The organism is Streptomyces sp. 4N509B, assembly GCF_052245655.1.
Taxonomy (GTDB): domain Bacteria; phylum Actinomycetota; class Actinomycetes; order Streptomycetales; family Streptomycetaceae; genus Streptomyces.
This window is the reverse complement of record NZ_JBQQBZ010000006.1, coordinates 112244-127014: the sequence shown is the minus strand read 5'-3', so window position 1 is coordinate 127014 and position 14771 is coordinate 112244. Positions and strand designations below refer to the sequence as shown.

The following is a 14771-nucleotide window of genomic DNA, read 5'->3' as shown; positions in this document are numbered from 1 at the left end:
CGGCGCGTTCACCCGGCGGCTGTACAAGCTGCGGCGGGCCAACATCCCCGCCGGTGTGGCCACCACCATCTGGCTGCTCATCGTGCTGGTGCCGCTCTACGGCATGATCATCTCCACCGTCCAGGACCGGGCGGACTACCTGGAGAACGGGCCGCTGGCGCTGCCGAGCGAGATCTCGTTCGACAGCTACCGGACCGTCTTCGAGGGTGACTTCTTCCGCTACCTGCTCAACACGGCGATCGTCACCGCGGCCTGCGCGGCCATCGCGATCGCGGCGTCGGTGTCCATCGCCTACGCCGTGGTGCGCAACCGCTCCCGTCTGTCCATGCGGTTCTTCCAGCTCTTCCTGCTGGGCCTCGCGATCCCGGCGCAGGCGACGATCATCCCCGTGTACTGGATCATCACCGAGGTCCAGCTGTACGACACCCTCCTCGCGATCATCCTCCCGCAGGCCGCGTTCGCCCTCCCGGTGAGCGTGCTGATCCTGGTCGGCACGATGCGCGACATCGACGAGGAGCTCTACGAGTCGATGGCTCTCGACGGCGCGAGCCCGACCCGGATGCTGTTCCAACTCGTCGTGCCCATGTCGCGAGCGGGTATCTCCACCGTGGGTGTCTTCTCGGCACTCGGCGCCTGGAACGGCTTCCTCTACCCGCTGATCCTCACCCAGACCCCCGAGAACAAGGTGCTGACCCTCGGCCTGTACGACTACGTCAGCGAGTACCGCACGGACATCCCGGCTCTGCTCGCCGCCGTGGTGCTGTCGATCGTGCCGATCTTCACCGCCTACCTCCTCGCTCGCCGCCAGCTGATCAACGGCCTGATGGGCGTGGGCGGGAAGTGACCGCCGCACGGACGCGCAGCTGAGGCGCGCGCCCCTCAGACAAGGAGCCTCATGCACCACCCCTGGCAGGACCCAGCCCTCCCGGCCGCGACCCGCGCCGCGCACCTGCTGTCACAGATGACCCTGGAGGAGAAACTCGCCCAGATAGTGAGCATCTGGCCGGACTCGGAGCCCGACTCCGACACCGAGTCCGGTTCCGGCTCCGAGTCCGGTGCCGAGGAGACGGCGTTCGGCGAGAACCAGAACGTCGCCCCGATGCAGGACGAGCTGAACGCGTTCCCTCCCGACCTCGACACGCTGCTGCCCAACGGCCTGGGCCAGCTCACCCGGCCGTTCGGCAGCGCCCCGGTCGATCCCACGGAGAAGACCCGCGCCCTCGCCGAGGACCAGCGCCGCATCGCCTCGGCCAACCGCTTCGGCATCCCGGCGATCGCCCACGAGGAGTGCCTGACGGGCTTCGCCGCCTGGCAGGCGGCGATCCTCCCGATCCCGCTGGCCTGGGGCGCCTCCTTCGACCCCGGGCTCGTCGAGGAGGCCGCCCGTCTCATCGGCACCTCGATGCGTGAGGTCGGCATCCACCAGGGCCTGGCCCCGGTGCTGGACGTGGCGCGCGACCCGCGCTGGGGACGGACCGAGGAGACCATCGGCGAGGACCCGTACCTGGTCGGCACCGTGGCCACCGCCTACGTGAGGGGCCTGGAGAGCACCGGCCTGGTCGCCACCCTCAAGCACTTCGCCGCCCACGGCTCCTCCCGCGCGGGACGCAACCACGCGCCCGTCTCCATGGGCCCGCGCGAGCTGGCCGACCTCGTGCTGCCGCCGTTCGAGATGGCGCTGCGTGACGGCCGGGCCCGCTCCGTCATGCCCGCCTACCACGACATCGACGGCCTGCCCTCCACCGCCAACGCCTGGCTGCTGAAGACGCTGCTGCGCGAGGAGTGGGGCTTTGAGGGCACCGTGGTCTCGGACTACTTCGCCGTCTCCTTCCTGGAGCTGACCCACCACGTGGCCGGCTCCGCCGCCGAGGCCGCCGCGCTCGCCCTGGCCTCGGGTGTGGACGTGGAGCTGCCGGCGCAGCGCGCCTTCGGCACGCCGCTGCTGAAGGCCGTGCAGTCGGGCGAGGTGTCGGAGGAGCTCGTCGACAGGGCGGCCCTGCGCCTGCTGACGCAGAAGGCCGAGCTCGGCCTGCTGGACGCCGACTGGCAGCCCACCACCGTCGAGGGGCCCGTCGACCTCGACCCGCCCGCGCTGCGCGACGTCGCGCGACGCCTGGCGGAGGAGTCGGTGGTGCTGCTGGCCAACGACGGCGACGTGCTGCCGCTGTCGCCGCTGGTCCACCCCGGCCGGCGGATCGCCGTCGTGGGTCCCCTCGCCGACGACCCGGCCGCCATGCTCGGCTGCTACACCTTCCCCCGCCACATCGGCATCCTCCACGAGGGTCTGCCGATCGGCGTGGAGATCCCGACGGTGCTCCAGTCGCTGCGCGCCGAGCTGCCCGAGGCGGAGATCACGCACGTCAGCGACCCGGTGCACCTGCCGGAGCTCGCCGACGAGGCCGACGTGTGCGTCGTCGTGGCCGCCGACCGCTCCGGCCTCTTCGGCCGGGGCACCTCCGGCGAGGGCTGCGACGCGCTCGACCTGGAGCTGCCCGACGGGCAGGGCGAGCTGGTCGACGCGGCGCTGGCCACCGGCGTGCCGGTGGTCCTCGTGCTGCTCACCGGCCGGCCCTACGCCCTGGGCCGGTGGGAGGGGCGACTGGCCGCCGTCGTCCAGGCGTTCTTCCCCGGCGAGGAGGGCGGCCCGGCCGTCGCGGGCGTGCTCTCCGGCCGGATCAACCCCTCGGGCCGGCTGCCCATCGGCGTGCCCCGGCACAGCGGGGCCCAGCCCTACGGCTACCTGGCGCCGCCGCTCGGCCAGCGCGGCGACGCCAGCAACGTCGACCCGACGCCGCTGTACCCCTTCGGCCACGGCCTGTCGTACACCACGTTCGCGTGGGACGGCGCCTCGATCGACGCGGACGCGGTGCCGACCGACGGCTCCACCACCGTGGGGGTCACCGTCACCAACACCGGGGAGCGCGCCGGCACCGAGATCGTCCAGCTCTACCTCCACGACCCGGTGGCCCGCATCACCCGCCCCGTCAACCGCCTCGTCGGCTACGCCCGGGTCACCCTCGACCCCGGCCAGTCGGCGCGGGTCGCCTTCACGTTCGACGCCGACCTGTCCTCGTACGCGCTCAGCGCCGAGCAGCGGATCGTGGAGCCGGGCGACCTGGAGCTGCGGCTGGCCGCCTCCAGCGGCGACATCCGTCACGCCCTGCCGCTGGCCCTGACCGGACCGGAGCGCACCGTCGGCTACGACCGCCGGATGCACTGCGCGACGACGATCACGACGGAGGGAGTCACGAGCTGATCCGTCCGCCCGTCGCCATGCGCCCCGGCGCCGCTCTACGCTGGAGCTCATGGGATGGACGGTTCGCGACATTCCCGACCTCAGGGGCCGTATCGCCATCGTGACCGGCGCCAACGGCGGCCTGGGATATGTCACCGCCCGCGAACTGGTGCGCTGCGGCGCGCACGTCGTGTTGGCGTGCCGCAGCCAGCGGCGCGGGCAGGAGGCTTTCGACAGGCTGCTCGGCCAGGTTCCGGAGGCTCGCGCCGAACTGCGGCTGCTGGACCTGGCCGACCTCGCCTCCGTGCGGACCTTCGCCGCCGACTTCGGCACCCGCCGCCTGGACGTGCTGATCAACAACGCCGGCCTGATGGCCGTCCCGAGGGCGCGGACGGCCGACGGCTTCGAGATGCAGTTCGGCGTGAACCACCTGGGTCACTTCGCCCTGACGGGCCTCCTCTTCGAGCGGCTGCTGGCCACCCCGGGCGCGCGCGTGGTGACCGTCTCCAGCCTGCTGCACGCGCTGGGCACGATCGACCTGCGCGACCTCAACTCCGAGCGCCACTACCGGCCGTGGCTGGCCTACGGCCGCTCCAAGACCGCGAACCTCCTGTTCACCCACGAGCTGGCGCGCCGCGCCCGCCGGGGCGGCCACGACGTGCTGGCCGCCGCCGCCCACCCCGGCTACACCGCCAGCGGGCTGACCAGCCAGCGCGCGCGGCTGACCGGCAGCCGCCTGCGGGAGCGCGTGGCCCGCCTCAGCGACCGCTCCCTGGCCGCCCCGCCCGAGGCCGGCGCCACGCCCACCCTCTACGCCGCCACCGCCCCGGGGGTGCGCCCCGACTCCTTCACCGGCCCCAGCGTGATCGGCGCCCACCGCCTGCGCGGCGGCGTCTCCGGCCCCTGGCGCGCGCCGTGGACCCGCGACGACCGCGTCGCCGAGCTGTTGTGGCGGGCCTCGGAGGAGCTCACCGGCATCCGTTACGAGGCGCTGGGATAGGGCCCCGCGACGGACGCCGACGCGGCGGGCGCGCCGCGCAGCCGCGCCACCCGTGCCGTGACGTTCCGGGCCACCTCGGGATCGCCGTCCCGTGCGGCGACCTCCACCGCGCGCCGCCAGAAGTCCTCGGGACCCGCGCGCTCCTCGGCGCCCGCCCGGCCCGCGTCGCGCGCCATCACTCCCAGCTCGACCAACGTCCGCGCGGCGCGGTGCCACAGGCAGAGGTCCTCCAGGATGCCCACCGCCTCCTCGTGGTGCCGGCGGCACGACGCGAAGTCCCCCTGGGCGAAGGCCGCCTCCCCCATGTGGATCAGCGTCTCCGCCTCGCCGTAGCGGTTCTCCGCCCCGCGGTAGAGGGCCAGCGCCCGCTCCAGGCACGCCCACGCCTCCTCGTAGCGTCCCCTCATGCCCTCCACCTCGCCGAGGTTGACCAGCGTCACCGCCTCGCCGTCGTCGTTGGCGAGCCGCCGGTGGAGGGCGAGAGCCCGCAGGTGGTGGTCGCGTGCCGTGTCGAGGTCGCCGGCGGCCGTGGCCGCCAGGCCCAGCCAGTCCAGCGCGTACGCCTCCTGCTCGCGCCTGCCGCTCCGCCGGGCCAGGGCGAGCGCGCGCCGGAAGCGCTCGGCGGCGGCCTCGGGCAGCCCCTGCTCGCGCAGCGCCCACCCCAGGAAACCGAGCAGGTTGCCCTCGCTGACGGGGTCCCCGCGCCGCCGCGCCGCGTCGACCGCGAGCTCGTACAGGGGCACGCACTCGCCGGGCCGCCCGTCGTTGACGAGGAACGCCGCGAGGGCGTAGGTGACGTCCTCCACGACGGCGTCGCGTCGCATCGCGTGCGCGAGGTGGACCACCCCGGTCAGGTTGCCCCGCTCCCGCCCCAGCCACGTGACCGCGTCGGCCCTGCCGGCGAACCGGCCGCGGTCCGCGTACGTCCGCGCGTCCCCCTCCAGCCACGTGACCGCGGACGAGGCGGCCTCGCGGTAGTGGTCGCAGAGGTGGTGCCGGGCGCGGTCGCGTCCCCGCGCGCTCACCTCCCGGGACCGTTCCGTCGCGTAGAGCCTGACCATGTCGTGCATCCGGTACCGGCCGGACCGGTCGCCCGTGAGAACCAGGTGCGCGCTCCGCAGCGAGCGGAGGAGTTCCACCGTCTGGCCGAGGGGACGGTCCGCCAACGCCGCCACGGCCTCGGCGCCGAACTCCTGGCCGGGGTGGAGCGGCAGGAGGCGGAAGAGCCGGGCCTCGTCCGGGTCGAGCAGACCGTAGGAGAGGTCGAACGCGGCGCGCACCCCGGCGCTCCCGCCGTAGGAGATGCGGCCGAGCCGCGTCGTCTCGTCCTCCAGCGACGTCACCAGCTCCCGCACCGTCCGGTCGCGGTCGCGCACGAGGACCGCGCCGACGATGCCCAGCGCCAGCGGCAGCCGGCCACACAGCCGCACCAGCTCGGCGATCCCCCCGGCCTCGGCTCCCCGCTGGTCCCCGGGGAACGCCGTCCGCAGGGCCCCGGCCACCATGGACTCCCCCTCGGCCTGGGTGAGCACGTCGAGGTCGAACTGGCGGGCGCCCAGGTCGGCGAGGGTGTGCCGGCTCGTCACCAGCACACGGTGCGGGAGGCCGCCCGGCAGGAGCGGGCGGACCTGCGCGGAGGACGAGGCGTTGTCCAGCACGATCAGCACGGGCCGCTCGCGCTCCGCCAGCCTGCTCCGGTACAGCGCCTCGCGGGCGGCCTGCTCGGGCGGGATGTCCGTGCCCGCCACGCCGAGCGCGTGCAGGAGCGTCGCCAGGGCGGCGAACGGCGCGACGGTGGCGTCGTCGGGCGCGTACCCCTCCAGGTTCAGGAAGAGGACGCCGCCGGGGAACCAGCCGGCGTCGACGGCGCTCCTGGCGGCGTGGACGGCGAGCGCGGTCTTGCCCACCCCGCCGAGGCCGGCGACCACACAGACGGCGGCGGGAGTGCCGCCGTCGGCGTCCGGACGCAGCGCGGCGGCCAGCCGCGCGAGCTCCGACCGCCGGCCGACGAAACCGCCGTCGAGCGGCGGCAGCCCGGCCAGCGCCGTCGGCGGGGCGACCACCGTCGTGAGGTGGACGTCGCGCCCGGCCTGGGCGGTCACCCCGTACACCGGCGCGGCCACCGTGTTGGCGACGTCGGACGGCGTTCGCTCCCCGCCCGCCGCGCCCGGCCCGGTCACCTCGCCCACCAGGTCACCTCGCCCACCCGGTCACCACCGGCGGTCCCGCTCGTACCTGATCTCCTCGAACTTCCGCCGCACGGGCCCGAAGACGAGCAGGTCACGCAGGGTGCGGACGGCCAGGGCGCGCAGGCGGGCGCCGTAGGACCAGCGTCCGCGTTCCGCGGCGGCGCCCTGGTCCCGCTTCGAGGTCCACTGGAAGGCGCCCGCCACCACGTTCGCGTCGCCGCTTCCGGAGACCATGGTGAGCGCCACGACACCCACGACGACCACGCCGTACAGGCAGGCGTACACCAGGGTCATCGCGACGAGTTGCGCGTACAGCGGTAACAGACGCATCAGATGGTGCGCTCCCCTTCAAACGCCCCGTCCCCTCGAGACGACGCTACACCGGCCCAGCGCCCGCCCGAGCCACTTCTCCTCACCCTGCCGGGGGACCTCGCTCCGACGACCGATGAGTTTCGCGACGCCCCCGGGTCCTACAGACGACAACGGGCTGGAGCCCGCCCCACACTCACTTGGGAGACCCGAGATGCGCACTCTGATCAGCACCGCCTTCGTCTCGCTCGACGGCGTCGTGGAGGCCCCGGGGGGCGAGCCCGGGTACCGGAACTCCGGCTGGACGTTCAAGGACGTCGAGTTCCTGCCCGAGGCGTACGAGCTCAAGGGCCGGGAGCAGGAGGAGGCCGCCGCGTTGATGATGGGCCGCGTCAGCTACGAGGCGTTCAGCCCGGTCTGGCCGGACATGGAGGAGTTCGCCGAGTACAGGGTGATGCCGAAGTACGTCGTCTCCACCACCCTCGCCGAGGACGACCTCGTCTCGAACTGGAACGAGATCACGATCCTGCGCTCGCTGGACGACGTCGCCGCGCTGAAGGAGACCGAGGGCGGCCCGATCATCGTCCACGGCAGCGCCACCCTGAACCACTCCCTCTCCGACGCCGGCCTCATCGACCGCTACCACCTGCTGGTCTTCCCGCTGCTGCTCGGCGCCGGCAAGCGCCTGTTCAGCGACACGGACAAGGACACCCAGAAGCTGAGGCTCGTCGAGAGCGAGGCGTACGCCAACGGCATCCAGAAGAACGTCTTCGACGTCGTCCGGTGAGCGCCCGCGGCGGGTCACGCCCGAACGCCCGGTGGTCGCGCACCATGCCCCCGGGGGCCGGGCGTCGGGCGTCCGGGCTGTCGGCTCACCCGGTTCGCCGGCCCACCGGCTCACCCGGCGTGTCGGCCGCGGACCGGCCCGGACGCCGGGGTGCCCCGGGCTCCACCGGCGCGGCGGGCCGGTGGCGCGCCAGCATGACCGCGGGCACCACGGCGAGGACGAAGAGCACCCCGGCCATCGCGACGTAGAGGTACACGCCGGTCGCCGTGCTCGCCGGGGCGCCGCCGGCGAAGGTCTCGGAGCTGTGGGTGGCCTTGAGCACCTCGCCCCCGGCGAAGGTGAAGACGACCGAGCCGAGGGCGAGCACGACGGACACCAGGCCGGCGGTCGTGCCCTGCCGCTCGGGCGCCTCGGCACTGGTCGCCAGGTTGTAGCCGGAGGCGCCGATCGCGCCGGCGGCCACGCCGACCAGCGCGCCGCAGGCGATCGCCAGCGGGAGCACCGACACACCCGCCAGCATCGCGAAGGTCGCCGCCGCCCCCAGGGCGATGCCGCCGAGGAGGGGCGGTGCGGGGCCGAACCGTCCGGCGAGCCAGCCGGCGCACGTGCCGCCGACGACGATGCCGACGTTGGGCGCGGCGAGCAGCACCGCGACCGCCTCTCCGTCGCCGAGACCGTAGCCGAGCCCCAGGTCGGCGGGGACCTGGGCGACGACGCTCGTCAGTTGCAGCATGCTCCGGAAGGAGCCCGCCGCCAGCACCAGGGCCAGCAGCGTCAGCAGCACCGGGCGGCTGAGGGCCCGGAGGTCGACGATGGGTTCGTCGACCCGCCGCGCGAGTAACGCCCAGGCGGCCAACGCGGCGGCACCGGCCACCAACAGCGTGACCATCCCGGCGGACAGCCATCCGAGGTCGCTCCCGAGGCTGGCGTAGGCGAGCACCGCGCCGAGGCCGCCGCCGAGCAGGAGCGCCCCGCCCACGTCGATCCGGCCGGTGCCGCGGATCGGCGACTCCGGGATGAGGGAGCGCACGCAGAACGCGGCCGCCGCGGCGAGCAGCGCCGCCACGACGAACACGCTCCGGTAGCCGAAGACGTCGATGACCGGCTCCATCAGGAACGGCTCGACGACTCCGACGATCGACGAGCCCGACGTCACGAGTCCGACGAGCGCCATCGCCACCCGCGGGGTGCAGATCTGGCGTGCGAGGGCCACCGTGATGAAGATCGCGGCGAAGGCGGCGCCCTGGAGGAAGCGCCCCACCAGGAAGAGCCAGACGTTGGGGGCGGCGAAACAGACCAGCGCCCCCGCGCAGGCGAGGAGGAGCGTGACGACGAGTGTCCGGCGCTTGCCGAAGACGTCGGAACTCCGCGCGAGCAGCGGCGACCAGAGGGCCCCGGCCAGCATCGCGCTCGCGTTCAGCCACGCGGCCTGGTCGGTGTCGAAGCGCTCCATCAGCTGGGGCAGGACCATCATGGGCGAGCCGATGGCCACGTCGGCGAGAACGTTGGCGAGGGTGAGAACGGCCGCCCAGAGAACGAGCCGCCTGCTCCAGCGGTGCTCCAGGGCGACGGGGGCGGGCCTTTCCGGCGTGTCGTTCACTCTGCTCTCTCTTCAGCTTCGGCGCAGGGGGATGACGTCCCGGCGAACGGCACGCCCCGTGTCCGGGCGGGTTTCAGGACGCGCCGGCGCCGGATGCGCGCAGCGCCTCGTTGCGGGCGGCGATGGCGGCCCAGGTGGCAGGCAGCATGCGGTCGCGACCGCTGTGGACGCGGCCCTGGGCGAACGTGACGTAGGGGCGCTGCCGGGCCTCGTACCGGGTGAACGCGGCGGTGTGGTCGTCGCCGCACCGTTCGAGTTCCTCGGCGAGGAAGCGGGCGCCGGTGAGGGCGAGTGAGGTGCCCCGGCCGGACAGGAAGGCGGGGCTGTATCCGGCGTCGCCGACGAGGGCGACGCGGCCGCGGTGCCAGGCGGGCAGGTGGATCTGGCTCGCGGGGGTGAGGTAGAAGGCGGGGTCGGCGCGGGCGGCGTCGAGCAGTTCCGGGATGCGCCAGGACCGTTGGCCGGCGAACGCGTCGAGGAGGATCCTCTTCTGGGCGGCCAGGTCCTGGTGGTCGTGGCCGACCACCTCCGAGCGGAACTGGAAGACCGCGACGGCCCCGCCCCCGTACCGGAAGACGCCCGCCATCCGGCCGGGGACGTTGTGGATCGCGTTGGGGCCCTCCGATCGCGCCTCGCCGGGCAGGTCGGCGAGGGCGAGGTAGACACCGAGGTGCCGCAGGTAGTCCTCCTCGGGGCCGAAGACCAGCCCGCGGACCGCGGAGTGCTGGCCGTCGGCACCGAGCACGAGGTCGTACCGCCCGGTGCGTCCGGAGACGAACCGCACGTCGACGCCCCCGCCCCGGCCGCCCCCGCTCCCGTCGCCGTCGCCGTCGGCGTCGGCGTCGGCGTCGGCGTCGGCGTCGGTCAGCGTCCCGATCGCGTCGCCGAAGCGGATCGCCACGGTGGCCGGGAGCGCGTCGGCGAGGATCCGCACGAGGTCCCCTCGGAGGAGCTCGATGTCGTCGTCGGAGTCACTGATCTCCGCCAACGGGATCCGGGCCACCGGCTCACCCCGGCTGTCGACGAACTGGGTGAGCTCGGACATCCGGACCCGTTGCTTCCGGATCTTCGCGAGCAGCCCCATCCCGTCCACGACCTCGATCGCGTCACCGCGGATGTCGATCGGCGTGCCCGTGACTCGGAGGCGGCCGGCGCGCTCGACCACGGTGACGTCGTGGCCGCGGGTGCCGAGTTCGCGTGCGCAGGCGAGCCCGGCGATACCGGCTCCCGAGACGAGGATCTTCACGTGTGCGCTCCAGGTTCCGCCGAGGTGGGTGGGCGATCGGATCGACCACCGCTCGCCGGCCGGGCAGACCGACGCGACGGCGATCCGACTTTAAAGAAACAATCTGTCGCTTTTAGCGAGCGTACCTACCACCGGCTTGCACCGCAACGCCGCACGTGACGACAATCGGCACCCCGGCGAAGGAGCAGGAGGTGAGCGCGGCGATGACCGACGGGACCGCGGACCGGCCGGCCGCACGGCGCCCCGGTGGCCGCAACGCGCGGGTGAGGGCGCAGATCCTCGCCGCGACCGTCGAGCTCGTGGCGCGCGACGGCATCGCGGGCTTCCGCTACGAGGAGGTCGCCGAGCACGCCGGCGTGCACAAGACGAGCGTCTACCGCAACTGGCCCGACCGCGAGGAGCTGGTGGTCGAGGCCCTGCTGCGCTACGCCGAGGACCTCGCCTCGGTCGCCGACACCGGCGACATCCACCGGGACCTGGTGGACTTCCTGGTGGCCCTCGCGGGCGGCCTGGAAACGCCCTTCGGCCGCACGCTCGAACAGGCCGTCCAGCCCGCCCGCCAGAGCTCCACCGTCCAGGCGCTGAGCAGGATCCTCGACCAGCGCGTGGCCGCCATGCGGCGACGCGTGGACGCCGCCGTCGAGCGGGGCGAACTCCCCCCGGTCGACAGCTCCTTCCTCGGCGAGATGATCTCCGGCCCGGTGCACCTCATCGTCAACCGCGGCATGCGCCCGTTCACGCGCACGGACGCGGAGCGCATCGTCAGCGTGGTGCTCGCCGGCGTCCGGGCGGCGGCCCCGCACGCCTGAGCACCCGCTGAGCGGTCACCCCCAGCCGCGCCGTTCAGGCCGAGGACCCGAGCCCCCACCGCCGAGCGCGAGGCCCCCACGAGGTCGGCGCGAACGGCCGGTGCCACTCCAGCACCCGGACGACCTCGACGTCGCCCGGCACCATGGGCCACACCGCGTGTCCTCGCTCGTCACGCGCGCCCCTCACTGTCCGTAGTACTGCACCAGGCAGAACTCGTGCTCCTCGGGATCGGTCATCACGACGACCACGCCCTCGTCGTAGTCGTGCCGTTCGCCGGTGAACCGGCCGCCGAGGGCGACGACCTGGGCGACGCCCCGGTCGATGTCGTCGACCACGACGTCCAGGTGCAGGCGCGCCTTGCCCCGCTTCGGCTCGGTCACGGGCTGGAAGGTGAGGCGGGGCTGCGGGTCGCCGGAGCGGCCCAGGTAGACCCAGCCCGGGCGGGACGGCGTGCGCGGGCGGTCCAGCAGCGCGCTCCAGAAGTCCGCGACGCGTTCCACGTCGACGCAGTCGATGGTCACTCCGGCCCAGCGGTTCGCCATGGCGTCAGCTCTCCTGTGGTGGCGGGCGATGCCGTCGGTTCGGGCCTCCGCGGCCCGTCCGTCTCGGTCCTCGTCTCCGATCCTCTGTCGGCACCGGTCGCTCGCGAACCTCGCCGCTCGCGACCATTCTCGGCGAACATCCGCGGATATCCACAGGATTTCGATCGAGACCGGGGCCCTCGTCGACGGCGTCGCCACCCTGTGGTTCACCGGCCCCGTCCCAGCCGAGTGGAACTCCCACGAACGGTCGGACGGCGGTGCGGGCGGCGATGCGAGGGGGCGGGGGGCGGCGCCTCCGCACAGGCGCCGCCCCCCTGGGGAAGGCCGGGGTCCGTCGCCGGTGAGGGTTCGGAGAGGAGGCGACGGGCCCCGGCTGGCTCGTTGGCCTAGGTGGGCGGCGTCAGGGCCGCCCGGCCGGCCTCCAGGCGGGCCACGGGGACGCGGAACGGCGAGCAGGAGACGTAGTCCAGGCCCGCCGCGTGGAAGAAGTGGACCGAGTCCGGGTCGCCGCCGTGTTCGCCGCAGACGCCGAGCTTGAGGTCCGGCCGGGCCGCGCGCCCCTTCTCGACGGCGGTGCGGACCAGGGCGCCGACGCCCTCCGTGTCGAGGGTCTCGAACGGGGAGGCGGGGAAGATGCCCTTCTCCAGGTAGGCGGCGAAGAAGCTGGACTCGACGTCGTCGCGCGAGAAGCCCCACACGGTCTGGGTCAGGTCGTTGGTGCCGAAGGAGAAGAAGTCGGCCGAGCCGGCGATCTCGCCGGCGGTCAGGGCGGCGCGCGGCAGCTCGATCATCGTGCCGAGCGGGATCGTCAACGAGGGCGCGGCCTCGGCGACGACGCGGTCGGCGTCGGCGCGGACCAGCTCCAGCTCCCGCACGGTCCCCACCAGCGGGATCATGATCTCCGGGCGCGGGTCGCCGCCGGCGGCGTGGTGCGCGGCGGCGGCCTCGGCGATGGCGCGGACCTGCATGCTGAACAGTCCGGGCACGACGAGGCCGAGGCGGACGCCGCGCAGGCCGAGCATCGGGTTCTGCTCGTGGAGGCGCCGGACGGCGGCGAGCAGCCGGTCGTCGGCCGCGCCGCCCTCGCCGGTCGCGACGCGGACCGACAGCTCGGTGAGGTCCGGCAGGAACTCGTGGAGCGGCGGGTCGAGGAGGCGGATGGTCGTCGGCAGGCCGTCCATGGCCTGAAACAGCTCGCGGAAGTCCTGCCGCTGGAGCGGCAGCAGCGCGTCGAGGGCGGCGCCGCGCTCCGCGTCGTCCTCGGCGAGGATGAGCCGTTCGACGAGCGCGCGGCGCTCGCCGAGGAACATGTGCTCGGTGCGGGTCAGGCCGATGCCGCGGGCGCCGAAGCGGCGGGCGCGGGCGGCGTCCTCGGCGGTGTCGGCGTTGGCGCGGACGCCGAGCCGGCGACGGCGGTCGGCCTCGGTCATGAGGCGGTGCACCGCGGTGACCAGCTCGTCCGGCGCGTCGCCTGCCGTGGGCGGGGTGCCGCCGCCCTCGAAGTACTCCATCACCGGGGAGGGCACCACGGGCAGCTCACCGCGGTAGACGTGGCCGGTGGAGCCGTCGACGGAGAGGGTCTCGCCCTCGGCGACGACGGTGCCGTCGGGCAGGGTCAGGCGGCGGGCGGCGGCGTCGACGCGCAGTTCCTCGGCGCCGCAGACGCAGGTCCTGCCCATGCCGCGGGCGACGACGGCCGCGTGGGAGGTCTTGCCGCCGCGTGAGGTGAGGATGCCCTCGGCGGCGAGCATGCCGTCGAGGTCGTCGGGGTTGGTCTCGCGGCGGACCAGCACGACGCGTTCGCCGGCCGCGGCCCGCGCCACGGCCGTCGCGGAGTCGAAGACGGCCACGCCGACGGCGGCGCCCGGTGAGGCCGGGATGCCGGTGGCGACGGGCCGCGCGTGGTGGTTCACGTCGAAGCGGGGGAACATCAGCTGCGTCAGCTGCTCGCCCGTGACGCGGCGCAGCGCCTCCTCGGCGTCGATCAGGCCCTGGTCCAGCGCTTGCGTGGCGATGCGGAACGCGGCGGCGGCCGTGCGCTTGCCGACCCGGGTCTGGAGCATCCACAGCCGGCCGCGCTCGATCGTGAACTCGATGTCGCACATGTCCCGGTAGTGGTTCTCCAGGACCTCCATGATCCGCAGCAGCTCGTCGTAGGAGGCGCGGTCCAGGCGCGCCAGTTCGGCGAGGGGGACGGTGTTGCGGATGCCGGCGACGACGTCCTCGCCCTGGGCGTTCGGCAGGTAGTCGCCGTAGACGCCCTGCGCGCCCGAGGCCGGGTCGCGGGTGAAGGCGACGCCGGTGCCGGAGTCGGGGCCGAGGTTGCCGAAGACCATCGCGACGACGTTGACGGCCGTGCCGAGGTCGTCGGGGATGCCCTCCTGGCGGCGGTAGAGGCGGGCGCGGTCGCCGTTCCAGGAGTCGAAGACCGCGCGGACGGCGAGGTCGAGCTGTTCGCGCGGGTCCTGGGGGAAGTCGTGGCCCGTGTGCTCGACCACGAGGTCCCTGAACTGCCGGACGACGCCCCGCAGGTGGCGGGAGTTCAGCTCGGCGTCGGTGGCGACGCCGACGGCGTCGCGGGCGATGGCGAGCTTCTCCTCGAAGCGGTCGGCGTCGATGCCGAGGACCGTGTGGCCGAACATCTGGATGAGGCGCCGGTAGGAGTCCCACGCGAAGCGCTCGTCGCCGGAGCGGGCGGCCAGCGCGTGGACGGCCGTGTCGTTGAGGCCGATGTTGAGGACGGTGTCCATCATCCCCGGCATGGAGAACCTCGCCCCGGAGCGGACGGAGACCAGCAGCGGGTCGTCGCCGCGGCCGAGGCGCCGGCCGCCCATGCGCTCCTCGAGGGCGGCGAGGTGCGCACTCACCTCGCCGTGCAGGGTGGGGGGTTCGGCGCCGGTGGCCAGGTAGGTCCGGCAGGCCTCGGTGGTGAGGGTGAAGCCCGGAGGTACGGGGAGGCCGAGGCGGGTCATCTCGGCGAGGCCCGCGCCCTTGCCGCCGAGGAGGTCCCTCATCTCCCGGCTGCCCTCGGCGAGGTCGTAGACCAGCTTCGG

The 14771-nt window shown here is 73.9% G+C and carries 11 protein-coding genes; 5 read left to right on the top strand and 6 right to left on the bottom strand.

Going from position 1 to position 14771, the window contains the following annotated elements:
* Window positions 1-19 precede the first annotated feature (19 nt).
* From ACTWP5_RS09295 to ACTWP5_RS09285, 3 genes are read left to right on the top strand one after another with little or no spacing between them, the layout of a single operon-like run.
* Window positions 20-844, top strand: coding sequence for a carbohydrate ABC transporter permease (locus ACTWP5_RS09295; RefSeq protein ID WP_443220392.1), 825 nt, complete (start codon window positions 20-22; stop codon window positions 842-844).
* Between the two features lie 51 nt (window positions 845-895).
* Window positions 896-3256, top strand: a complete 2361-nt coding sequence (locus ACTWP5_RS09290) for a beta-xylosidase/alpha-l-arabinosidase (protein ID WP_443220309.1) — start codon at window positions 896-898, stop codon at window positions 3254-3256.
* Between the two features lie 49 nt (window positions 3257-3305).
* Window positions 3306-4235 (top strand): oxidoreductase, encoded by a 930-nt coding sequence (locus ACTWP5_RS09285; protein ID WP_443220308.1) that lies wholly within the window; start codon window positions 3306-3308, stop codon window positions 4233-4235.
* Here the strand turns inward: ACTWP5_RS09285 and ACTWP5_RS09280 are convergent.
* Window positions 4217-6424: an ATP-binding protein gene (locus ACTWP5_RS09280; RefSeq protein WP_443220307.1), complete on the bottom strand. Its 2208-nt coding sequence runs from the start codon at window positions 6422-6424 to the stop codon at window positions 4217-4219. The genes ACTWP5_RS09285 and ACTWP5_RS09280 overlap by 19 nt on opposite strands.
* A gap of 21 nt (window positions 6425-6445) precedes the next feature.
* Window positions 6446-6754: a hypothetical protein gene (locus ACTWP5_RS09275; RefSeq protein ID WP_443220306.1), complete on the bottom strand. Its 309-nt coding sequence runs from the start codon at window positions 6752-6754 to the stop codon at window positions 6446-6448.
* Between the two features lie 193 nt (window positions 6755-6947).
* On the opposite strand from ACTWP5_RS09275, the gene ACTWP5_RS09270 reads away from it, so the two are divergent.
* A complete protein-coding gene (locus tag ACTWP5_RS09270; RefSeq protein ID WP_443220305.1) occupies window positions 6948-7520 on the top strand; it encodes a dihydrofolate reductase family protein in 573 nt (190 codons plus the stop codon).
* A gap of 85 nt (window positions 7521-7605) precedes the next feature.
* On the opposite strand, the gene ACTWP5_RS09265 is transcribed toward ACTWP5_RS09270, so the two are convergent.
* Together ACTWP5_RS09265 and ACTWP5_RS09260 are read right to left on the bottom strand one after the other, a co-directional pair.
* Complete coding sequence (locus ACTWP5_RS09265; RefSeq protein WP_443220304.1) at window positions 7606-9120, bottom strand: MFS transporter; 1515 nt, start codon at window positions 9118-9120, stop codon at window positions 7606-7608.
* Window positions 9121-9193: 73 nt separating this feature from the next.
* Window positions 9194-10366 carry an FAD-dependent monooxygenase gene (locus tag ACTWP5_RS09260; protein WP_443220303.1) on the bottom strand — a complete coding sequence of 391 codons (1173 nt, stop codon included), beginning with the start codon at window positions 10364-10366 and terminating at the stop codon, window positions 9194-9196.
* A 203-nt stretch (window positions 10367-10569) separates the two neighbouring features.
* Between ACTWP5_RS09260 and ACTWP5_RS09255 the strand changes: the two genes are divergently transcribed.
* Window positions 10570-11175, top strand: a complete 606-nt coding sequence (locus ACTWP5_RS09255) for a TetR/AcrR family transcriptional regulator (protein ID WP_443220302.1) — start codon at window positions 10570-10572, stop codon at window positions 11173-11175.
* Window positions 11176-11358: 183 nt separating this feature from the next.
* Here the strand turns inward: ACTWP5_RS09255 and ACTWP5_RS09250 are convergent, their stop codons facing one another.
* Both ACTWP5_RS09250 and ppdK read right to left on the bottom strand, forming a co-directional pair.
* Window positions 11359-11718, bottom strand: coding sequence for a VOC family protein (locus ACTWP5_RS09250; protein ID WP_443220301.1), 360 nt, complete (start codon window positions 11716-11718; stop codon window positions 11359-11361).
* A gap of 386 nt (window positions 11719-12104) precedes the next feature.
* Window positions 12105-14732, bottom strand: a complete 2628-nt coding sequence (gene ppdK, locus ACTWP5_RS09245) for a pyruvate, phosphate dikinase (protein ID WP_443220391.1) — start codon at window positions 14730-14732, stop codon at window positions 12105-12107.
* Between the last annotated feature and the right edge of the window lie 39 nt (window positions 14733-14771).